Source organism: Sphingobium fuliginis, from assembly GCF_004152845.1.
GTDB lineage: Bacteria > Pseudomonadota > Alphaproteobacteria > Sphingomonadales > Sphingomonadaceae > Sphingobium > Sphingobium fuliginis.
Window position 1 is genome coordinate 244,854 of record NZ_SEON01000002.1, and the last position, 20,912, is coordinate 265,765.

Below are 20,912 nucleotides of genomic sequence, written 5' to 3' on the forward strand. Positions count from 1 at the left end.
ACCCATCTCCCAACATTGCCCCAAGTTCATCGACAGGGGAGATGAATCCCCGTCTCCACAGGAATGACAGGAAAAAGCCCACTACCCGCGCCCCAACAATATCCTCATTGACCTTCGCGCCGACCGCGCATAGCAGGGCGCCGATTGTCTCCCTACCAAGAGTGCTGACCCATGACCTATGTCGTGACCGATAACTGCATCCGCTGCAAATATATGGATTGCGTCGAGGTTTGCCCCGTGGACTGTTTCTACGAGGGCGAGAACATGCTGGTCATCAATCCGAACGAGTGCATCGACTGCGGCGTGTGCGAACCCGAATGCCCTGCCGAGGCGATTCTGCCCGATACGGAGAACGGCCTGGAAAAATGGCTGGAGCTGAACACGAAATTCTCCGCCGAATGGCCCAACATCACCGTCAAGGGCGAAGCCCCCGCCGACGCCGACGAGATGAAGGGCATCGAAAACAAGCTGGAGAAATTCTTCTCGCCGGAGCCCGGCGCGGGCAGCTGAAGCGCCGCGCCGCAAGGCTGTCGCGAACCGCCGCCGACATCCTCCTGAAGACTAGCTGTTGCGTTTAATTTGCACCGCCACTCCCGGATTTTGTGTCCGGGGGTGGCAATTTTGTTACGAATCTGCTAAATAGGCGCCAACAGGTGGACATGGTCGCGTCCACTACGGAGACAAATGCCTGATGTTATGATGGTGGCGCCGCGCTTCCCCTGGCTCGTGCACCTTTTCGCACCTGCAACGCGAATGCCACCGCTCCCCCGAAGACATGGAAAGGTTTCAAATGGCTGCCAAGGCGCTGTCCTTTGACGTAGGTGATTATGTTGTTTACCCCAAGCATGGCGTTGGCCGCGTCATAGAACTGCAGAAGGAGCAGATTGCGGGCATGGAGCTGGAACTCTATGTCCTGCGCTTCGAAAAGGAGCGGATGACGCTCCGCGTGCCCACGAACAAGGCCGAGGGCGTCGGCATGCGCAAGCTGTCCTCCAACAAGACGCTGGAGGAAGCGGTCGAAACCCTGAAGGGCAAGCCCAAGGTGAAGCGCACCATGTGGTCGCGCCGCGCGCAGGAATATGAAGCGAAGATCAATTCGGGCGATCTGGTGTCGATCGCCGAAGTGACCCGCGACCTGTTCCGCGCCGATGATCAGCCGGAACAGAGCTATTCCGAACGGCAGATCTTCGAAGCCGCGTCCAGCCGCCTCGCCCGCGAACTCGCGGCGATGGAGGAAACGGACGAGCCGAGCGCGCTCAAGAAGATCCTGCGCATCCTCAACGAAGCCGCACCCCGGCATGCGAAGGTGGAAGGCTGACGACATCCGGCTGAGCCGACGACGGCAGGCCTGAATTAAGGGCGCCCCGAACAGGGCGCCCTTTTTTTGCAATCCAACCGGATGAACGGCGGGAAACCGCCGGTGCGGCGCCGGTCCTATTCGCCCTTCGCGGCGCCCGCGGCGTCCTTGGCCGCATCTCCGACATCGCTCGCCGCCTGGCCGACCTGCGTGGCCGCGCTCTCGACCGCGCTGTCCTTCCGGCTCTGGCTGCTGATCAGGAAGAAGGCGGCAATCGCCACGACCACGACCAGCAAGAGAACCGCCACCATGGTTCCGCCGCCGCCACGCTTCTCGATGATCGTGGTCGTCGCCGGACGATCCTGATAATCCGCCATAGAAATCCTCCTCGTCTTCACGCCACCCGGCGGCATAAATGCGCAAGCGAGCGGGCGGGTTCCTGACCGGATCAGCGGCAATAGCCCTCCCGGCCCGGCAGCACGATCAGGCAATCCTGCCGGCCGGCAAGGTCCTTGAACCCGGTTTCCGCGCCCGTGCCCGGACGAATGCTCAGGTCCCTGCCGTCGCGCACGAAGCGGATCGTCGCCCCTTCGGCCACGCCGGGATAGTCCCCCTGCCGGTCCAGATTGTCCTGATTGGCGATGGCATAATGTCCGGGCCGGCCATCGGGCGACGGCTGGATGTCCAGGAACAGCCCCTCCGGCCCATTCCACCGCCCGACCCAGTCGTCGGTGGGCAGGCCCGCCGCCCCGTTGGCGGCGGCATTGACGGCATCCGGCTCGGCAATCGCCTCCACATCGGCCGGCTGCGCGGCATTGTTCGCGGCCCCGCCCTCGTCGGCGCTCCTGGCGCAACCGGAAGTTAGCGCTCCCATCGCCATCAGCGGGAGAATCAGGCCCAGATTGCGACGATTCATCCATCTTTCTCCTTGCAATTGACCCGATAAACCGCTGAACGCGGGGCTTCGATCCATTTCCCGACAGGGGGCGGAGCCGCTTGCCAGCGGCTGCGGCGGGAAGGCAGGATCATGGGCGGGGAAAAGAGATGGAGAACAAGGTTGAGGGGCGCCCGGAAAGGGCGCGGTTCGTTCGCGAATCCGCCGATGTCCGGCGGCAGGCCCTGATCGAGGCGACGGCGCGCTGTCTTTCGGAAAAGGGCGTGGGCGGCACCTCCGTCCGCGCGATCTGCGCCTATGCCGGGGTTTCGGCCGGTTTGCTCACCCATTATTTCGACGGCGTCGACGCGCTGATCCTGGCCACCTATCGCGATGTCGGTGAAAAGGTCGCCGCCGCCATGGAACGCGCCGTGGCGGAGGCCGGCTCCTGCCCCCGCGCACGGCTCTGGGCCTATCTGCGCTCCAACTTCCAGCCGCCCGTGCTGGACCCCGATCTGCTGGCGACCTGGATTTCCTTCTGGAGCCTCAACAAGACCAATCCCGCCATCGCCGCCACCCATGCAGAAACCTATGGCGGCGGGCGCGAACGCATGGAGGTGCTGCTGCGCGAGGCGGCGCCCCAGATTCCCCGTCCCGACGCGCGCATCGCCGCCATCGGGCTTACCGCGATGATCGACGGCCTGTGGCTGGAACTGTGCCTCGACTCCTCCACCTTCACCATAGAGGAAGCGCTGGGCATGCTGGAGGAGGCGATGAACTACGTCCTGCAAAAGCCGAGAAGCGGCTAGATCGATCAATGAAGCTGGCGGTGATCGTTTTTATCAATCAACCTTGTCGATAAAACCAATTTCACGGCGCCCTGCGCTTTCCCTACATGGGTCGGGCAACAGCAACCCCCTAAAAAGGAACTGGAAAGCCCATGGCGCTTATCAACACGACCATCAAGCCGTTCAAGGCCACCGCTTACAAGGAAGGCAAGTTCGTCGACGTGACCGACGCCGACGTGAAGGGCAAGTGGGCCGTCTTCTTCTTCTACCCCGCCGACTTCACCTTCGTCTGCCCGACGGAGCTGGAGGATCTGGCCGACATCTACCCGACGCTGCAGAAGCTGAACGTAGAGGTGTACTCGGTGTCGACCGACACGCATTTCAGCCACAAGGCCTGGCACGACACCTCGCCGGCCATCGGCAAGATCAACTATTACATGCTGGGCGACCAGTCGGGCCAGATCACCAATAATTTCGACGTGATGCGCCCGGGCGTGGGCCTTGCCGACCGCGCGACCTTCCTGGTCGATCCCGAAGGCGTGATCCAGTTCATGGAAATCACCTCGGAAGGCGTCGGCCGCAACGCGACCGAACTGCTCCGCAAGGTCAAGGCCGCGCAATATGTCGCCGCCAACCCCGGCGAAGTCTGCCCGGCCAAGTGGGAAGAAGGCGAAGCGACCCTTGCTCCGTCGCTCGACCTCGTCGGCAAGATCTGAAGACCTGAAAGGCGTCTGCCGGATCGGGTCGAGTTCCTCCCTGATCCGGCAGCGCCTCTGCATGCCGCGTGCTCCTGCCTTCGCAGGAGCACGACGAAGTCAAATCGCATCATCGCAAACACCGCCGGACCTTCGGGTCGCACCGTTCCGGCGAACATATAGCCGCGCCCCGGATAGGCGCGCCCAACCCAAGGAGACCGAAGATGTTGGACGCAAATCTGAAGGCCCAGCTCAAGGCCTATATGGCGAACATCACCCAGCCGATCGAGCTGGTCGCATCGCTGGACGACAGCCCCAAGAGCCGCGAACTCAAGACGCTGCTGGATGAGATCGCCGAACTGTCGGACAAGGTGACGATCGCCGCCGGTAACGCCAGCCGCGTCCCCAGCTTCATGATCCGCCGCACCGGCACGGACATCGGCGTCACCTTCGCCGGCCTGCCCATGGGGCATGAATTCACCTCGCTCGTGCTGGCGCTGCTCCAGGTCGGCGGCCATCCGTCGAAGGCGGCGCAGGACCTGATCCAGCAGATCAGGGATATTGACGGCGACTTCGCCTTCGAAACCTATTTCTCGCTCTCCTGCCAGAACTGCCCCGACGTGGTGCAGGCGCTGAACCTGATGAGCGTGCTCAACCCGCGCATCAGCCACACCGCCATCGACGGCGCGCTGTTCAAGGAAGAGGTCGACGCGCGCAAGGTCATGGCCGTCCCCACCGTCTTCCTGAACGGCGAACCCTTCGCCAGCGGCCGCATGGAGCTGGAGCAGATCGTCGCGAAGATCGACAGCGGCGCGGCGGCCCGCGCGGCGGAGAAGATCAAGGCCCAGGACCCGTTCGAGGTGCTGGTGGTGGGCGGCGGCCCCGCCGGCGCGGCGGCGGCCATCTACGCGGCGCGCAAGGGCATCCGCACCGGCGTCGCGGCGGAACGCTTCGGCGGCCAGGTGCTCGACACCATGGACATAGAGAATTTCATCTCGGTCAGCCGCACCGAAGGGCCCAAGCTCGCCTCCGCGCTGGAAGCGCATGTGAAGGACTATGATGTCGAGATCATGAACCTCCAGAAGGCGGCGAAGCTGATCCCGGCCAGGGCCGAAGGCGGCTATCACGAAGTCGTCCTCGAAAATGGCGCGTCGCTCAAGGGCCGCACCGTCATCCTCTCCACCGGCGCCCGCTGGCGGCAGATGGGCGTGCCCGGCGAGGATGAATATCGCAACAAGGGCGTCGCCTACTGCCCCCATTGCGACGGTCCGCTGTTCAAGGGCAAGCGCGTCGCGGTGATCGGCGGCGGCAACAGCGGCGTGGAGGCGGCGATCGACCTCGCCGGCATCGTCGCCCATGTGACGCTGATCGAATATGACAGCCAGCTCCGCGCCGACGCCGTGCTCCAGCGCAAGCTCGCCAGCCTGCCCAATGTCAGGATCATCACCTCGGCCCTGACGACCAGGGTCGACGGCAATGGCGAGAAAGTGACCGGCCTCAGCTACAAGGACCGCAACGGCGGCACGGAGCATGATGTCGAGCTGGAGGGCATTTTCGTCCAGATCGGCCTCGTCCCCAACACCGAATGGCTGAAGGACGCGATCGCCCTCTCCCCGCGCGGAGAGATAGAGATCGACGCGCGCGGCGAAACCAGCCAGCCGGGCATCTTCGCGGCAGGCGACTGCACGACCGTGCCCTACAAGCAGATCGTGATCGCCATGGGAGCCGGATCGACGGCGGCGCTGTCCGCCTTCGACTATCTCATCCGCCTCCCCGCGACGGAGGAAACCGCGGAAGCGGCCTGATCGGAATGCCGGAAAACAGGAAGGCGGCGGGGTCTCGCAGGAACCCGCCGCCTTCCTGCCCCATCTGAAGGCCCCCTAACGCCGCATCAACCTCAGCCGGAATATCCCCGGATCGACCTCCAGCATCGGCGCGCCCGCTCCCACCCCCGCATCGTCGCGCTGCGCCAGCACGACCGGCGCCTGCGGCGTGAAGGTGGCGACCGCGCTCCCCGGATCGCCCACCACCAGCGCATCCACCATCAGCGCGGGGCTCAGCCGGTCCAACGTCACGCTGACCAGCGTGCCGATCTGCGTCATCCCGAACAGCTTGCGGGCAAAGGCCTGGGGCAGGCGAATGCACCCATGGCTCGCCGGATAGCCGGGATTATGCCCGGCATGCAGCGCGATCCCGTCCCAGGTCAGCCGCTGCATGAAGGGCATGGGCGCGTTGGAATAGAGGTTCGACCGATGCCATTCCCGCTTCTGCAACACCGGAAACTCGCCGGTGGGGGTGCGATGCCCCTTCATGCCGGTCGACACGCTGGCGACCCCGACCAGCCGGTCGCCGTCATAGACATGCACCCTCTGCCGCTCGATGCTGATGACCAGATAGAGCGGCCCGGCAAAGGGCCCCTCCTCCAGCCAGCGATAGCCCCCCGGCCCCAGCGCCTCCAGCGCCCCGGCCGGCGGCGCCACCGCACAGGTCAGCAACAGCAGGAAGGTCAGAAAGGCGCGCATAAACACCTTCTTAACCATAAGACGGCGCAGCGCCAGCCCCCGGCGGCCTCACATCGGTATCGGATCGGGACGGTCGCCGCCCCGGCGCGTCCCTAAAGCAGGCTCAACTGCGCGACCGGCGCAAAGCTCCTGCGGTGCAGCGGCGTCGGCCCATGCTCGCGCAGCGCGGCCAGATGCCGGGCGCTGCCATAGCCCTTGTTGCTTTCCCAGCCATAATGCGGGTGCGCCGCCGCCGCCTCGATCATCATCCGGTCGCGCGCCTCCTTCGCCAATATGGATGCCGCCGCGATCGACAGGCATTTGGCGTCGCCCTCGACCACCGCCGTCGAGGCCCAGCGCCATTGCGGACAGCGATTGCCATCCACCAGCACATGCGCGCAGTCATGGGTCAGCGCCTCCACCGCCCGCGTCATCGCCAGCATGGTCGCCCAGAGGATGTTGAGGCTGTCGATCTCCTCGACCGAAGCGACCCCCAGGCCCCAGCACAGCGCCCGCGCCTTGATCTCCCCCTCCAGCACGGCCCGCTTCGCCGCGCTGAGCTGCTTGCTGTCGTTGAGCCCGTCCGGGCAATCCTCCCGCCGCAGGATCACCGCAGCCGCCACCACCGGCCCGGCCAGCGGCCCCCGCCCGGCCTCGTCCACCCCGGCGACCAGCCCCGGATGATGCCGCAATTCATGGGCGAAATCAGGCATGGTCATGAAATCCGAACGGCGCGCCCATCGGCCCATGTCCGCCGCCAAGGCCGGGCGCCAGCGCCAGCGCCTCCCGCACATATTTGCGCGCCCGCTCGATCGCGTCGATCATGTCCCGTCCCTGCCCCAGCCCGGTCGCGATCGCGCTGGCCAGCGTGCAGCCCGTGCCATGGCTGTGCCGCGTGTCGATCCGCGCATTGCTCCAGGCCTTCACCACGCCGCCCGGCCCGATCAGCCGGTCGGTCAGCATCGGCCCCTCGCCATGGCCGCCCTTGGCCAGCACATGCGTCGCGAAGCGGACCGCGATCTCCTCCCCGCCCAGCGCCTCCAGCTCCGGAATATTGGGCGTCACCAACGCCGCCAGCGCCATCAGCCGCTCGAACGCCGCCACCGTCGCCTCATCGGCCAGCGCCGAACCGCTGGTCGCCACCATCACCGGATCGAAGACGATGGGCACGCCTTCCAGCGCCGCCAGCCGCTCGGCCACCGCCGCCGCCGTCTCCGCCGATCCGATCATGCCGATCTTCACCGCGTCGACCCCGATGTCGCCGATCACGCTTTCCATCTGCGCGATCACCATGTCGGCCGGCACTGGATGGACGCCCTGCACGCCCAGCGTGTTCTGCGCGGTGATCGCGGTGATCGCCGTCATGGCATGGCCGCCCAACAGCGTCACGGCGCGGATGTCGGCCTGGATGCCGGCCCCGCCGCCGCTGTCGGACCCGGCGACGATCAGGATGCGGGCGATGCTCATCCCCTGAAACGCCGCTCCGCCGAAGCCGGATGCCGCTTCAACGCATCCCCCACCCGCGTCGGCCGGTCCATCAACTCCCCGCCGCAATTGGGGCAGCGGTCGTCCAGCGCCTCCGCGCAGGGCGCGCAAAAGCTGCATTCGAAGGAACAGATGAACGCCCCCGGCTCGTCGGCGGGCAGATCGACGCCGCAGCGTTCGCAATCGGGCCGCATCTCAAGCATGGACGATCGCCCTCCGTCCGTCGTTCGCGCGCAGGCGGGAACCCATCTCCCGCCGCCTCCCCCGGCCCGGACGCGCCGGAAAGGCAGCGCCATATCCGCAAGGACAACCGCAACGCAACGCCGTCACGCCGCCGCCTTCGCCACGGCGTCGCAGATGCGCTCCACCACGTCCCTGACCTGCTCCTCGCGGTCGCCTTCCGCCATCACCCGGATCACCGGCTCGGTGCCGGACGGACGGATCACCAGCCGCCCGCACCCGTTCAGCTCCGCCTCCGCCTGCGCGATCACCTTCCGCACATCCTCATGCTCCAGCGGCCTGCCGCCGGAAAAGCGCACATTCTTCAGCAATTGCGGCACCGGATCGAACTGGTGCAACACCTCGCTCGCCGGCTTGCCGGACCGCACCAGCGCCGCCAGCACCTGCAGCGCCGCCATCGTGCCGTCGCCGGTCGTTGCATAGTCGGACAGGATCATGTGCCCCGACTGCTCGCCCCCGACATTGAAGCCGCCCTCGCGCATCCGCTCCAGCACATAACGGTCGCCCACCTTGGTCCGCTCCAGCGCCATGCCCTGCCCGGCCAGAAACCGCTCCAGCCCCAGGTTCGACATCACCGTCGCCACCAGCCCGCCGCCGCGCAGCATCCCCGCCTTCGCGAAATTGCCCGCGATCAGGGCCATGATCTGGTCGCCGTCGACGATCGCGCCATGCTCGTCCACCACGATCAGCCGGTCGGCATCGCCGTCCAGCGCGATGCCGATGTCGGCGCCCGACGACACCACCGTTTCCTGCAACAGCAGCGGCGCGGTCGATCCGCACTGGTCGTTGATGTTGATGCCGTTGGGCGTGACGCCGATCGCCACCACCTCCGCCCCCAATTCCCACAGGGCGGAAGGGGCGACCTGATAGGCCGCGCCATTGGCGCAATCGACCACGATCTTCAGCCCGTCCAGCCGCAGATCGGCGGGAAAGCTGGACTTGACCGCATGGATATAGCGGCCGCGCGCATCCTCCACGCGGCGGGCGCGGCCGATGTCCTGCGACGCGGCCAGCGGGATCTGCTGGTCCAGCATCGCCTCGATCTTCAGCTCATCCTCGTCCGACAGCTTGTAGCCGTCCGGACCGAATAATTTTATGCCATTGTCGAAATAGGGATTGTGGCTGGCCGAAATCATCACGCCCAGGTCGGCGCGCATCGAATGGGCCAGCAACGCCACGGCGGGCGTCGGGATCGGCCCGAACTGCACCACGTCCATGCCGACCGCCGTGAACCCGGCGACCAGCGCATTTTCGACCATATAGCCCGACAGCCGCGTATCCTTGCCGATCACCACGCGATGGCGATGGGTGCCGCGCTGGAAATGCTTGCCCGCCGCCATGCCGACCTTCATCGCCAGTTCGGCGGTCATCGGCCATTGGTTGGTGCGCCCGCGAATGCCGTCCGTACCGAAATATTTCCTGCTCATCGTCCCTGCCCGCCCCGCGGTGAAGCTCTCATGCTTCCCATAGCAATCTTTGTTCGACTTTCCAGCAAGGACCGGCCATCCCCTTGCGAATGGACGGATTCAATGCAGCGGTCGACGCCCTTTCCGGCGCGGTCTTCATGAAGGTGCCGGTGCTCGGCGCGCAGATCGAGCTGATCGTGCTCTATCTGGCGCTGCCGATGCTGTTCTTCACCCTCTGGCTCGGCTTTCCCAACCTGACCGCGGTGGGCCGGGCGCTCCGCATCCTCAGGGCGCAGCCGCATGCGGGCGAGGCGAAGGGCGACGTCAGCCAGTGGGGCGCGCTGTCGACGGCGCTGTCGGGCACCATCGGCCTCGGCAACATCGCGGGCGTCGCGGTCGCGCTGACGATGGGCGGGCCGGGCGCGATCCTCTGGATGTTCATCATCGGCTGGTTCGCCATGACGGTGAAGATGGCGGAAGTGACGCTGGGCCTCAAATATCGCGTCTTCGACGCGCAGGGCCATGTGCATGGCGGGCCGATGTATGTGCTGAAGGCGGTGGGCGCGGCGCGCGGCTGGCCGAAGATCGGGCTGATATTGGGCGGCTTCTACGCCTTTTTCGCGCTGTTCGGGGCGATCCCCATGGTGCAGGTCAACCAGAGCTTCGCGCAGGTGAAGGTGGTGACCGGCTTCGCCAATGGCTGGGCCTATGGCACGATGCTGGCCGGCGCGGTGGCGCTGGTGACGCTGGGCGGCGCGGCCTGGCTGGGCGAGGTGGCGAAGCGGCTGACGCCGCTCAAGGTCGCGGTCTATCTGATCGGCGTCGCGACCGTGCTGATCCTCCACGCTGCCGCCATTCCGGGCGCGCTGGCGGACATCTGGCACGGCGCATGGAGCGGGCAGGCCGCGACCGGCGGCGCGGTGGGCGCCTTCGTCGCGGGCATGCGGCGCGCCGTTTTCGCCAGCGAGGCGGGCGTGGGATCGGCGGTGATGGCGCACAGCCTGGCGCGGGTGCGGCATCCGGTGTCGGAGGGGCTGGTCGCCCTGCTGGAACCGCTGCTCGGCACGATGATCGTCTGCGCGCTGGGCGGGCTGGCGCTGGTCGTGGCGGGCACATGGAATGGCGGGCTGGAGGGGATCGCCATCACCTCCGCCGCCTTCGCGCAGGTTTCGCCCTCCTTCCCCTGGCTGCTGGCGGTGGTCGTGGTGCTGTTCGCCTATTCGACGCTGGTGGCGTGGGGCTTTTACGGGCTTCAGGCCTGGGGCTATCTGTTCGGCAACGGTCCCCGGGCGCAATGGACCTACAAGATCCTCTATATCGTCGCCTTGCCCCCCGCCGCCGCCATCGACCTCGGCCGCGTGGTCGGCATCGTCGACAGCAGCTTCTTCCTGATGGCGATCCCCAATGTCATCGCCCTCTACCTCTGCGCGGGCGAACTGCGACGCGACGTGCGGGCCTATCTCGCCGCGCCCGAAGAGGATTAAAATCGATTTCAGCAAGCCGCGGTCCTGCACGGACAAATTCAAGTCTCGCCAGCCCGCATGATGTGGGAAGGAATCGGACACCCACCTTACCCCTCTCCCTCGAGCGAGAGGGCTGCGCAGACTTGGCAGCTTGCTGCCTAGTCGCAGCTGGGTGAGGGGGTTGCGATCCAAGGGATCGCGCGGGCCGCAGGCCCGCCCCCTCATCCAACCCCGCCCCGGCTCCTCCGTCGCCAAGGCTTCCCATCCTTCCCTCAAGGGAGAAGGATGGTTTTGAACTTGCCCACACCCCCCTGAGCAAATTCCAATCCGACTGCATCGGCTCGACTGCTCCAAGTTTCCGTTTTGTCGCCTTTTCCAACTCAGCAGATGATTCCATCCGCCCGGAAAGCAAGCCTACCGCCCCATCGCCGCCTCGATCTCCGCGACGGTGCGCGGCACGGCTTCGCTCAGCCGCTGCGAACCGGTCGGCGTGATCAGGTACAGATCCTCGATCCGGATGCCGTAATTGGCGGACTGGACGTACAGCCCCGGCTCCACGGTGATCACCGCGCCCGCCGGCAGCGGCTTCGACATGTCGCCCACATCATGGACGTCCAGCCCGACCAGATGCCCCAGCCCATGGGTGAAGTCGTCCACCCGCCCGGCCTTGCGGAACACGTCCTTCGCCGCCTCGACCAGATCCTCATAATAGACCCCGGCCTTCAGCCTGGCGACGGCCGCCGCCTGCGCGGCGAGGACCAGCTCATAGGATGCCCGCTGTTCGTCGGTGAACCTGCCGCCGGCGGGGAAGGTGCGCGTCACGTCGCAGGCATATCCCCCGACGGAGGCCGCCGCGTCGATCAGGATCAGATCCTTCTCCCCGATCACCCCGCCGCCGCCGGTATAGTGCAGCGACGCCGCGTTGCGCCCGGTGGCGACGATGCTGTCATAGGCCAGCCCGTCGCCGCCCCCGGCGCGGAAGCCATCCTCCAATATCGCCTTCAACTGCCTTTCGGTCATGCCGGGCCGCACCTGCTTCATCGCGGCGAGATGGCCCCGCGCCGTCGCCGCCATCGCCTTGCGCATCAGCTCCAGTTCGCGCGCCTCCTTGACGATGCGCAGCGCGGGCAGAAGGCCGCTGTCGTCCTTCAGGGATACGCCCGGCACCCGCTGCATCACCTTGCCGTAAAGCTCCAGCGCCTTGGGCACGGGCGCGGACGCGCTGACGATCGGCCCCAGGAAATGCAGCGTCTTGGACCGCTCGGCCAAAGCGGTGACAAGGCTCCCCAGCCCGCCGGTGCGCGCCACCCGGGAAAAGCCCGTGCGCCGCTCCACTTCGGTGCCCAGCGGCAGGCGCTCGACCTCCCACCGCTCCGACTCCACATCGCGCGACGGCAGCAGCAGCCATTCCCTGACCGTGCGTTCGGCGGGCGCCATGACAAGCACGGCGTCCGGCTCGTCGACAATGCCGGTGAGCCATGCGAAATCGCCATCCTGCACGAAGGGCGGCGCCACCGCCGCGCTGCTTTCCACCGGCCCCGCGCCATGGACGACGGCGACGCCGTCCTTCAACGCCTCCATCACCCGGCGGCGGCGCTCGCGAAACACATCGGGCGCGAAGGGAACGGTGCCCGAAGGCGTCGCAAAGCCCTGCGGCGGCAGGACCTGCGCCCGCAACCCGGCGGCGCACAGGAACGAAGCCGTCCCGCCCGCGATTATCGACCGTCGATCCCACATGTCGCTGAACTCCTTGCTGAAAGGATTGGAACAGCAAGAGGCGTATGATGTCAATAATACAGTAAAAGGCCCCGCCAAAAAGGCGAGGCCATTCTATGGAAGCTTCTTGGACTTGGGCTCAGATCTTGTCGCCAAGCGCGCCCTTGACCGAACCCTTGACGTCCTGCGCCGTGCCCTTGGCCTTCTGCGCCTTGCCCTCCGCGACCAGATCGGGATCACGCTGGTTGCGGCCAGCCGCTTCCTTGATCGCACCGGCCGCCTTGTTGCCGGCCGCCTTCACCTTGTCGGTCATCTCGCCCATCGGTTGTCTCCTTCAGTTGCTGTTGTCCGATAAACGGACGGGCAGAACCGAAAGTTGCCTCCAATACGCAGGCGGAACGGACGGAAAGAGGAAACAGGGTGACAGGCGGAGTCGGGGGATCGCCCGCTAGAGCCAATCGACGTTCAGCCTTGGCGGCCTGCAAATGACGCTTTTCCGTGATTCCGGTGCTCACCTACTTTGAGTAGGCTGCGGGTCACGGAAAACCATCATTTTCGACTCGTCATCATCTGAATGCCGATTGGCTCTAGTCCGTCTCGGATGGCTTGCGCGCCCGCCGTTCCGCCACGAATTCGCTGATCGCCTGACCGCTGGCGTTCAGCAGCGGATAGGTCCGCGCATCGGACAGCCAATCCGGCCGCCGCGCGCCGCTGCCGTAGAAAGTGTCGTAAACCAGGCTGAACGCCAGAAAGACCAGCGTCGCGCCGATCAGCCCCTTGACCGCGCCGAAGCCCGCACCCAGCACCCGATCGACGGGCCCCAGCACCGACTGCCGCGTGCGCCGGCCGATGGCGTGAGCCAGCAGCTTGCCCGCGCCGAAGGTGATGCCGAACACCAAGGCGAAGGCAAGCACCGCCGCGCCGCTGGTGCTGCCGACGAAGGGCGCCGCCAGTTCCGTCGCCGAAGCGTGAAAAAGGCGGATCGCGAAGATCGCCAGCACCCAGGCGATCAGCGACAGGGTTTCCTGCACGAAACCGCGCATCAGGCCGAAAATGGCGCAGCCGCCGATCAGCAGCAGGACGAGAATGTCGATCGCGTTCATCGCGCTGTTGGCTATCCGCGGCCGAGCATCTGGTCAACAAGTTGCGCAAGCGCGCGATAACCGCTGACCGAAATGCCCTTGACCCCATCGGCCACGGCGGCGGGAACGAAAGCGCGGTTGAAACCGAGCTTGGCCGCCTCGCGCAACCGCAACGGGGCATGGGCCACCGGGCGGATTTCGCCGGACAAGGCGATTTCCCCGAACAGGACGACATCGGCGGGCACCGGCCGCTCCGACAGCGCCGACATCAGCGCGGCCGCGACAGCCAGGTCGGCCGCCGGGTCCGACAGGCGATAGCCGCCCGCGACGTTCAGATAGACTTCGCAGGTCGAAAAGCTGAGGCCGCAGCGCGCCTCCAGCACGGCCAGCACCATGGCCAGCCGCCCGCTGTCCCAACCCACGACAGCCCGGCGGGGCGTGGCCCCGCTGGAAAGGCGGACGACCAGCGCCTGGATCTCCACCAGCACCGGGCGCGTCCCTTCCAGCGCCGGAAAGACGGTGGCGCCGGTCACATTCTCGTCGCGATGGGTCAGGAACAGGGCGGACGGATTGGCGACCTCCTCCAGCCCCTCGGCCACCATCGCGAACACGCCGATCTCGTCCGTGCCGCCGAAGCGGTTCTTGATCGCGCGCAGGATGCGATATTGGTGGCTGCGCTCTCCCTCGAAGCTCAGCACCGTATCGACCATATGCTCCAGCACGCGGGGCCCCGCGATGCTGCCGTCCTTGGTCACATGACCGACAAGGATCAGGGCGGTGCCGCGCTGCTTGGCGAAGCGGATCAGTTCCTGGCTGGACGCGCGCACCTGGCTCACCGTGCCGGGCGCGCCCTCGATCAGGTCGCTGTGCATCGTCTGGATCGAATCGATGATCAGCAGCGCGGGCGGCGCGCCCTCCCCCAGCGTCGTCAGTATGTCGCGCACGGAAGTGGCGCTGGCAAGCTGCACGGGCGCATTGCCAAGCCCCAGCCGCTGCGCGCGCAGGCGCACCTGATCCGACGCTTCCTCGCCGCTGATATAGGCGACGCTGTGCCCGGCCGACGCAATGCGCGCGGCCGCCTGCAACAGCAGGGTCGACTTGCCTATGCCCGGATCGCCGCCGATCAGCGTGGCGGAACCGGACACGATGCCGCCGCCCAGCGCCCGATCGAACTCCGCAATGCCGGTGGTGGTGCGGGGCGGCAGTTCGACCTTGTCGTCCAGCCCCACCAGCGTCAGCGCCCTGCCGCCGCTATGCAGGTCGTGGCGGGCGGAAAAGACCGTTTCGGCCGCTTCCTCGACAATGCTGTTCCATTCGCCGCAATCGTCGCACTGCCCCTGCCACCGGCCCGAAACGGTGCCGCATTGCTGACAGACGAATTTTCGCTTTGCCTTGGCCATGCGGCACGCATATCAGAACATATGCGGAACACAAATCCTCTTTGCATCTTGCCATGGAAACCGGGCGCGCTGTGGCGCATTGTTTCGCCATGAAGACCATTCGCGTCGCGAGCTACAATATCCGCAAGGCCATAGGCACCGACCGCCGCCGGGTTCCCGAGCGGGTGATCGACGTGCTGAACGAACTGAACGCCGACATCATCGCCCTGCAGGAGGCCGACCGGCGCTTCGGCGTCCGCTCTGCGGCGCTGCCGCCCTGGCTGCTGGAGAGCATCAGCCCCTATAAGCCGGTGCCGCTCAACGTGCAGGTCGATTCGATGGGCTGGCACGGCAATGCCATATTGGTGCGCAAGGATGTGGAAATCGGCGCGCACGACGTTCTGCACCTCCCCTGCCTGGAGCCGCGCGGCGCGACCATGGCGGAGGTCAGGTTGGGCAAGACGCATCTTCGCATCTTCGGCATGCATCTGGACCTGTCCGGGCTCTGGCGGCGCAAGCAGGCCGCCGCCGTGATCCACGCGGCAGGGCAGCGCGACGCCATGCCGACGGTGCTGATGGGCGACCTCAACGAATGGAGCGCGGAACGGGGGTGCCTGGCGGATTTCGCACGGCATTACAGCTTCGCGCCCTGCGGCCGTTCCTTCCATGCGCGACGGCCGGTGGCGCGGCTCGACCGGATCATGCATTGCGGGCAGTTGAAGCTGGTCGATTGCGGCGTGCATGAAAGCGCGGGGGCGCGAAAGGCGTCCGACCATCTGCCCATCTGGGCGGAATTCAAGCTGGGGTGACGGCGAAGCTCCATCATGTTCCTGCGAGGGCGGGAGCACCGAACCCTTTGGGCAAACGCGCCTGTCCATCAGCACCCCCTCGACAAGCCCCCCTTGCTCTGCAACTCTCAACCCCATGAAAGAGCGGGAACTCAGGCTCGCACTGGTCTGCTATGGTGGGATCAGCCTGGCCGTCTACATGCACGGCATCACCAAGGAAATCTGGCATCTGGCCCGGGCCAGCCGGGCGTTCCATGACGGCGTGCCGTCCGGCAACAGCAGCGAGGCGGTCTATCGCAAGCTGCTGGAGGATCTGGAAACGGCCTGCGGCGTCAAATTGCGGGTGATGCCCGACATCATCGCCGGGGCCAGCGCCGGCGGCATCAACGGCATCTTCCTGGCGCAGGCGATAGAGACTGGCCAGTCGCTGGACCCGCTGACCGATATGTGGCTCGACAATGCCGATGTCGAAAAGCTGCTCGATCCCGATGCCCGCCCCGCCCGGCGGATCACCAAATTCTGGGCGACGCCGCTTGTGTGGATGGCGGCGCGGCATCCGGGAGACACGGTCGAGCGCACCGTCGCCCCCGATACGCGGGAGGAGGTTCGGCACAAGCTGTCGCACTTCATCCGCTCCCGCTGGTTCGAGCCTCCCTTCGGCGGGGAAATCTTCACGGCCATGATCCTGGACGCCTTCGACGCGATGGAGGCGACCGGGCGCGGCCCGGCGCTGCTGCCGCCCGGCCATCCGCTGGACCTGTTCGTCACCGTCACGGATTTCGAAGGGCATCCGCAGAGCCTGAACCTCAACAGCCCCCCACAGGTGGTGGAGACGGAACATCGGCTCTCCATCGGCTTTCGCGCCCGCGGGCATGGACAGCGCAACCTTGCCGATCCCGCCGAACTGGTCTTCGCCGCCCGCGCCACGGCCAGCTTTCCCGGCGCCTTTCCGCCCTTCACCGTGCGCGAGCTGGACCGGGTGCTGAAACGCCGCCATCGCGCCTGGCCGACGCGGGACGCCTTTCTGGCGCGCGCCCTTCCCCGCCATGCGGCGCGCGGACGCGCCGAGGACGCGGTGCTGATCGACGGCTCGGTGCTGGCCAACGCCCCGTTCGCCCAGGCCATCGGCGCGCTCAGGAACCGCCCCTCCCGGCGGGAGGTCGACCGGCGCTTCGTCTATATCGATCCCAAGCCCGGCCATCGCTCGATCCAGCTCAACCGCCACGGCGAGGCGGAGGAAGCCTCATCGGGCGAGGATGCGCCGCTGCCGGGCTTCTTCCGCACCATTTTCGGCGCGCTCAGCGACATTCCCCGCGAACAGCCGATCCGCGACAATCTGGACGCCATAGATCGGCACAGCGCCCGCATCCGGCGCATGGCGCGCATATTGACCGCTCTGCGGCCCGGCATAGAGGCGGAGGTCGAAAGCGCCATCGGCGGCATGCTGTTCCTGGATCGACCGACGCCGGCGCGGCTGTCCGCCTGGCGCAGCAAGGCCCAGCAACGGGCCGCCAGTTCCGCCGGCTTCGCCTTCCCCGCTTACGGCCACCTCAAGCTGTCCGGCATCGTCGAGGACCTGGCCGACCTGCTGTTCCACCTGAGCGGGGAGGAAAGCCCGCTGATGCGCGAAAGCTACCGCCAGGCGCTATGGGGCCATGTCAGGTCGATCGGCGCGGACCAGTTGACGGAGGATGTCGGACCCGCATCCGCCCCGGTCGGCTTCTTCCGCCAGCATGACCTGACCTTCCGGATTCGCCGCCTGCGCTTCCTCGCCCGGCGTCTGGCCGAAACGCTGGAGGTGGAGGGCGCCGCGGACGACGCCGTCATCCAGAAGATGCACGACGCCATCTACGCCGCCCTGTCGCACTATACCGAATGCGAGGGCGCCGACTTCTACAATGGGGAAATCAAGGCGGCGGCGCGCGAAGTCCCCAATGATCCCGGCGCAGCGCTGGAGGCGGTGGCGCAGCTACGCGGCCTGCGCGAACGGGACGAAGCGGCGGACATGATGCTGGCCGATGCCCTGGCGGCGCTGCCCAGGGCGGCGCGTCGGACCATGCTGCTCGCCTATCTCGGCTTCCCCTTTTACGACATCGCCACCCTGCCGCTGCTGCAAGGGCATGGGATGGACGAATATGATCCGGTCAAGGTCGACCGCATCTCGCCGGAGGATTGCAGCGCGATCCGCTCCGGCGGGGCGGAAGCGACGCTGAAAGGCGTAGAATTCAATAATTTCGGCGCTTTCTTCAGCCGCGCCTATCGGGAGAACGACTATCTGTGGGGGCGGCTTCATGGGGTGGAGCGGCTGCTGGACATCGTGATTTCTGCATGTCCCGCGGCAAGCCGTCTTTCCCAGGAAGCGGTGCATCAATATAGGCGAACCGCTTTCATGGCGATTCTGGATGAGGAGGAGGAGCGGCTGGACCATGCCGCCGACCTGATCGCCAGCTTGAGAGAGGAGATCGGGTGAACGCAGGCAAGACGCTGTTTCCGATGCTGGTGCTGGCACTGGCCGCCGGTTGTTCTCCTGGCTCCGATGGACAGACGAGCGCAAAGGCGGGGGAACGGCCCGGCGAGCCGCGTGACGTCCTCGGTTCCCTCGCGCTACCCGACATGCCTTTGCGCCGGGAAGAGGCGGCGGAGACGCTTCCTGCATCTTCCGCCCTCGCTGCCGCGCCTTCGCGCCCCGGCGGAAAAGGCGCCGGACGGCAGGCGGACGCCGACCCGACGAGCGCCGTGCCATTGCGGCTGCTGCCGATGAAGCCTTCGGTGGTCAACATCCCGCCGCCCCCCTATGTCCCCGACCTGCCGCCATCGGACGGCGCGGCCGACATCCAGCCCTTTCCCGATGAGGTGACGCGCTACATGGTCGACCGCGACAGTTGCGACCATTTCCGGGGCGAGGAAGCCTATGATCCGGAGCGGCTGGCCTATTTGCAGGACAATATCGCGGCGCTCTGCACCGGCACCGATGCGCGGCTGGCGCTGCTGCGCCACCGCTATGCCCATGTCCCGGCGGTCATCTCGGCGCTCAGCGGCTATGATGACCGGATCGAAGGAAATGCGTCGCAATAGGGCCTTATGAAAGGGCGTCGATCTGGGCGGCGAGTTCGATGTCCCGGCGCGACAGGCCGCCGGCATCATGGGAGGTGAGCAGGATGTCGACGCGGTTGTAGACATTCGACCATTCGGGATGATGATCCGCCTTTTCCGCAAGCAGCGCCACCCGCGTCATGAAGCCGAAGGCGGCGTTGAAATCCTTGAAGGTGAAAAGGCGGCGGATGCCGTCCGGATCCTGCACCGGCGCCCATTCCGGCAGATTCCTCAGCGCCAGCGCGCGTTCCTCCCCATCCAGTTTCGCGATCATTTGTCTTTCCCGTCCCTTGCCCGGCCGATTCCTGGCGGCGTTAACTCATTTTCCCAAGCGTCGGCGGTTTGCAGACGATTCGGAACATGCTTTATGTCTCTCCCATGGACGATGCCGGTCAACAGCCCCGATTTGCGCCGACGCGCGAGGATATAGAAAGCCTGGCGCTGGCGGCCCTGTCGCGCCTGCCGGAACCGTTTCGTTCGCACCTGTCGAATGTCGTGCTGTTTGTCGAGGAATTTGCCGATCCGCAGGTGCTCAAGGAAATGGAGATCGACGATCCCTTCGGCCTGACCGGCCTTTACACCGGCCGGCCCGTCGGGGAAGCGGCGCAGAGCGGAGACCTGCCGCCGACGGTCCATCTTTTCCGCCGCCCGCTGCTGGACGAATGGGTGGAAACCGGCGTGCCGCTCGACATGCTGATCACCCATGTCGTCGTGCATGAGATCGGCCATCATTTCGGCCTGTCCGACCTCGACATGCATGTGCTGGAGGACATGGTCACTCTATGAGCCGGGCGGGATTGCACCTGTCGGGCGTCGCCTGCGCGCGCGGCGGGCGGCTGCTGTTCCGCGGCGTCGACCTGGCGATGGAGCCGGGCGGCAGCGCCTTGCTGAAGGGGCCGAACGGCATCGGCAAGTCCAGCCTGATGCGGATTTGCGCCGGGCTGCTGCGGGCAACGGCGGGGACGGTCGATCGCCATGGCCGGATCGCGCTGGCGGACGAGCGGCTGGCGTTGGACATGGAGCAACCGCTCGAAGCGGCGCTCCGTTTCTGGACGCGGTTGGATGCAGTGGCGTCGGACGCACTGGACGCGGCGATAGCGGCAATGGCGCTGGAGCCCCTCCGCCAGGTGCCGGTGCGCATGCTGTCGACCGGGCAGCGCAAGCGGGCTGCGCTGGCACGGGTGATCGCCAGCGGCGCGCCGATCTGGCTGCTGGACGAGCCGGGCAACGGGCTGGACGAAGCGGCACTGGACCTGCTCGGAACGGCGGTTGCGGGGCATCTGGCCAAGGGCGGGATCGTCGTGGCGGCGTCGCACCAGCCGCTGCCGCTGGCGACGCCGGTGATCGTGGCGATGCAGGACCATGCATGGGCGGAGGAGGAGGCATGACCATCCTCCTGACGCTCGCGGCGCGGGATTTGCGGCAGTCCTGGCAATCCGCCGGGCTGTGGCTGCCGGTCGCCTTCCTGTTGCTGGTGGCCAGCCTCTACCCCTTTGCCGTGGGGCCGGACGCGGCGCTGCTGCAGCGGAGCGGCGGCGGCATGCTGTGGATCGCGGCGTTGCTGGCCAGTCTTTTGCCCGTGGACCGGCTGGTGGCGCCGGATCGGGATGCGGGCGTTCTCGATCAGATAGCCCTGCGCGGAATCGGGGAGGAGACGGTCATACTCGCCCGGCTGATCGCCCATTGGCTGGGCTTCGGCCCGGCGCTGATGATCGCCACCCTGCCCGCCGCCGCACTGTTGAAGCTGGACGGGGCGACCATAGGCTTGCTGGAAGCCGGATTGCTGATCGGCACGCCCGCCCTTGCGGCGCTGGGGCTGCTGGTGGCGACGCTGACGGCAGGCCTGCGCTCCAGCGGGGCGCTGGCCGGACTACTGGCCCTGCCGCTCGCCGTGCCGCTGCTGATCTTCGGCGCCGGGACGCTGGGCGACGGAAGCGGCGCAGCGCTCAAGTTCCTGGGCGCAGCGTCCCTGCTGCTGGTCGCGATCACCCCCTTTGCCGGCGGCGCGGCAATCCGCGCCGGGCGGGAGTGAGAGACGGGTTGGGTGGTTTCTTGCCATAAGCCCCTCCCCTGAAGGGGACGCGAAGCATTGACATCCGCCATTG

At 66.6% G+C, this 20,912-nt stretch carries 24 protein-coding genes; 12 read left to right on the plus strand and 12 right to left on the minus strand.

Annotated elements, in window-relative coordinates:
* The first annotated feature begins 171 nt into the window (after window positions 1-171).
* A complete protein-coding gene (fdxA, locus tag EWH10_RS06075; RefSeq protein WP_025551122.1) occupies window positions 172-510 on the plus strand; it encodes a ferredoxin FdxA in 339 nt (112 codons plus the stop codon).
* A 280-nt stretch (window positions 511-790) separates the two neighbouring features.
* Window positions 791-1,318: a CarD family transcriptional regulator gene (locus tag EWH10_RS06080; RefSeq protein ID WP_025551124.1), complete on the plus strand. Its 528-nt coding sequence runs from the start codon at window positions 791-793 to the stop codon at window positions 1,316-1,318.
* 116 nt (window positions 1,319-1,434) lie between these two features.
* Here EWH10_RS06080 and EWH10_RS06085 read toward each other — a convergent pair whose 3' ends face one another.
* Window positions 1,435-1,674 (minus strand): hypothetical protein, encoded by a 240-nt coding sequence (locus EWH10_RS06085; protein WP_025551125.1) that lies wholly within the window; start codon window positions 1,672-1,674, stop codon window positions 1,435-1,437.
* A 71-nt stretch (window positions 1,675-1,745) separates the two neighbouring features.
* The gene (locus EWH10_RS06090) at window positions 1,746-2,213 is read right to left on the minus strand and encodes a hypothetical protein (RefSeq protein ID WP_044661668.1); all 468 of its coding nucleotides are present in this window, start codon (window positions 2,211-2,213) and stop codon (window positions 1,746-1,748) included.
* 128 nt (window positions 2,214-2,341) lie between these two features.
* Between EWH10_RS06090 and betI the strand changes: the two genes are divergently transcribed.
* The 3 genes from betI to ahpF all read left to right on the plus strand — a co-directional run bounded on the left by betI (window position 2,342) and on the right by ahpF (window position 5,459).
* Entirely contained in the window at window positions 2,342-2,980 is a 639-nt protein-coding gene (gene betI / locus EWH10_RS06095) for a transcriptional regulator BetI (RefSeq protein WP_044661667.1), read from the plus strand.
* Window positions 2,981-3,111: 131 nt separating this feature from the next.
* Window positions 3,112-3,675, plus strand: coding sequence for an alkyl hydroperoxide reductase subunit C (gene ahpC, locus EWH10_RS06100; RefSeq protein WP_013040906.1), 564 nt, complete (start codon window positions 3,112-3,114; stop codon window positions 3,673-3,675).
* A 203-nt stretch (window positions 3,676-3,878) separates the two neighbouring features.
* Window positions 3,879-5,459, plus strand: coding sequence for an alkyl hydroperoxide reductase subunit F (ahpF, locus tag EWH10_RS06105; protein ID WP_044661666.1), 1,581 nt, complete (start codon window positions 3,879-3,881; stop codon window positions 5,457-5,459).
* A 75-nt stretch (window positions 5,460-5,534) separates the two neighbouring features.
* Here the strand turns inward: ahpF and EWH10_RS06110 are convergent, their stop codons facing one another.
* From EWH10_RS06110 to glmM, 5 genes are all read right to left on the minus strand, one after another.
* On the minus strand, window positions 5,535-6,176 hold the full coding sequence (locus EWH10_RS06110) for a L,D-transpeptidase family protein (RefSeq protein WP_229742465.1): 642 nt from the start codon (window positions 6,174-6,176) through the stop codon (window positions 5,535-5,537).
* A gap of 92 nt (window positions 6,177-6,268) precedes the next feature.
* Window positions 6,269-6,868: a ribonuclease HII gene (locus tag EWH10_RS06115; RefSeq protein WP_025551133.1), complete on the minus strand. Its 600-nt coding sequence runs from the start codon at window positions 6,866-6,868 to the stop codon at window positions 6,269-6,271.
* On the minus strand, window positions 6,861-7,622 hold the full coding sequence (thiD, locus tag EWH10_RS06120) for a bifunctional hydroxymethylpyrimidine kinase/phosphomethylpyrimidine kinase (protein WP_044661665.1): 762 nt from the start codon (window positions 7,620-7,622) through the stop codon (window positions 6,861-6,863). Before thiD ends, EWH10_RS06115 begins: the two co-directional genes overlap by 8 nt.
* A complete protein-coding gene (locus tag EWH10_RS06125) occupies window positions 7,619-7,843 on the minus strand; it encodes a DUF1272 domain-containing protein (RefSeq protein WP_044661664.1) in 225 nt (74 codons plus the stop codon). Before EWH10_RS06125 ends, thiD begins: the two co-directional genes overlap by 4 nt.
* 123 nt (window positions 7,844-7,966) lie before the next feature.
* Complete coding sequence (gene glmM, locus EWH10_RS06130) at window positions 7,967-9,307, minus strand: phosphoglucosamine mutase (RefSeq protein WP_025551139.1); 1,341 nt, start codon at window positions 9,305-9,307, stop codon at window positions 7,967-7,969.
* Between the two features lie 89 nt (window positions 9,308-9,396).
* Here glmM and EWH10_RS06135 point away from each other — a divergent pair, with 89 nt between their 5' ends.
* Complete coding sequence (locus EWH10_RS06135; RefSeq protein ID WP_044661663.1) at window positions 9,397-10,770, plus strand: alanine/glycine:cation symporter family protein; 1,374 nt, start codon at window positions 9,397-9,399, stop codon at window positions 10,768-10,770.
* 393 nt (window positions 10,771-11,163) lie between these two features.
* Here EWH10_RS06135 and EWH10_RS06140 read toward each other — a convergent pair whose 3' ends face one another.
* From EWH10_RS06140 to radA, 4 genes are all read right to left on the minus strand, one after another.
* Entirely contained in the window at window positions 11,164-12,486 is a 1,323-nt protein-coding gene (locus tag EWH10_RS06140) for an aminopeptidase P family protein (protein WP_044661662.1), read from the minus strand.
* A 118-nt stretch (window positions 12,487-12,604) separates the two neighbouring features.
* Window positions 12,605-12,787 carry a general stress protein CsbD gene (locus EWH10_RS06145; RefSeq protein ID WP_025551144.1) on the minus strand — a complete coding sequence of 61 codons (183 nt, stop codon included), beginning with the start codon at window positions 12,785-12,787 and terminating at the stop codon, window positions 12,605-12,607.
* A 265-nt stretch (window positions 12,788-13,052) separates the two neighbouring features.
* Window positions 13,053-13,568: a CvpA family protein gene (locus tag EWH10_RS06150; protein ID WP_044661661.1), complete on the minus strand. Its 516-nt coding sequence runs from the start codon at window positions 13,566-13,568 to the stop codon at window positions 13,053-13,055.
* An 11-nt stretch (window positions 13,569-13,579) separates the two neighbouring features.
* Window positions 13,580-14,947, minus strand: a complete 1,368-nt coding sequence (gene radA / locus EWH10_RS06155; RefSeq protein ID WP_044661660.1) for a DNA repair protein RadA — start codon at window positions 14,945-14,947, stop codon at window positions 13,580-13,582.
* A gap of 89 nt (window positions 14,948-15,036) precedes the next feature.
* Between radA and EWH10_RS06160 the strand changes: the two genes are divergently transcribed.
* The 3 genes from EWH10_RS06160 to EWH10_RS06170 all read left to right on the plus strand — a co-directional run bounded on the left by EWH10_RS06160 (window position 15,037) and on the right by EWH10_RS06170 (window position 18,789).
* Window positions 15,037-15,735: an endonuclease/exonuclease/phosphatase family protein gene (locus EWH10_RS06160; protein WP_170825606.1), complete on the plus strand. Its 699-nt coding sequence runs from the start codon at window positions 15,037-15,039 to the stop codon at window positions 15,733-15,735.
* Window positions 15,736-15,850: 115 nt separating this feature from the next.
* Entirely contained in the window at window positions 15,851-18,184 is a 2,334-nt protein-coding gene (locus EWH10_RS06165; protein WP_044661658.1) for a patatin-like protein, read from the plus strand.
* A complete protein-coding gene (locus EWH10_RS06170) occupies window positions 18,181-18,789 on the plus strand; it encodes a hypothetical protein (protein ID WP_044661657.1) in 609 nt (202 codons plus the stop codon). Before EWH10_RS06165 ends, EWH10_RS06170 begins: the two co-directional genes overlap by 4 nt.
* A 4-nt stretch (window positions 18,790-18,793) precedes the next feature.
* Here EWH10_RS06170 and EWH10_RS06175 read toward each other — a convergent pair whose 3' ends face one another.
* Window positions 18,794-19,081: a 4a-hydroxytetrahydrobiopterin dehydratase gene (locus tag EWH10_RS06175; RefSeq protein ID WP_044661656.1), complete on the minus strand. Its 288-nt coding sequence runs from the start codon at window positions 19,079-19,081 to the stop codon at window positions 18,794-18,796.
* Between the two features lie 86 nt (window positions 19,082-19,167).
* On the opposite strand from EWH10_RS06175, the gene EWH10_RS06180 reads away from it, so the two are divergent.
* The 3 genes from EWH10_RS06180 to EWH10_RS06190 are packed head-to-tail and all read left to right on the plus strand — an operon-like array spanning window position 19,168 to window position 20,839.
* Window positions 19,168-19,593, plus strand: coding sequence for a metallopeptidase family protein (locus EWH10_RS06180; RefSeq protein WP_044663047.1), 426 nt, complete (start codon window positions 19,168-19,170; stop codon window positions 19,591-19,593).
* Window positions 19,590-20,195: a heme ABC exporter ATP-binding protein CcmA gene (gene ccmA / locus EWH10_RS06185; protein ID WP_044661655.1), complete on the plus strand. Its 606-nt coding sequence runs from the start codon at window positions 19,590-19,592 to the stop codon at window positions 20,193-20,195. The genes EWH10_RS06180 and ccmA overlap by 4 nt, the downstream gene beginning before the upstream one ends.
* A complete protein-coding gene (locus EWH10_RS06190) occupies window positions 20,192-20,839 on the plus strand; it encodes a heme exporter protein CcmB (protein WP_044661654.1) in 648 nt (215 codons plus the stop codon). Before ccmA ends, EWH10_RS06190 begins: the two co-directional genes overlap by 4 nt.
* The last annotated feature ends 73 nt before the right edge of the window (window positions 20,840-20,912 follow it).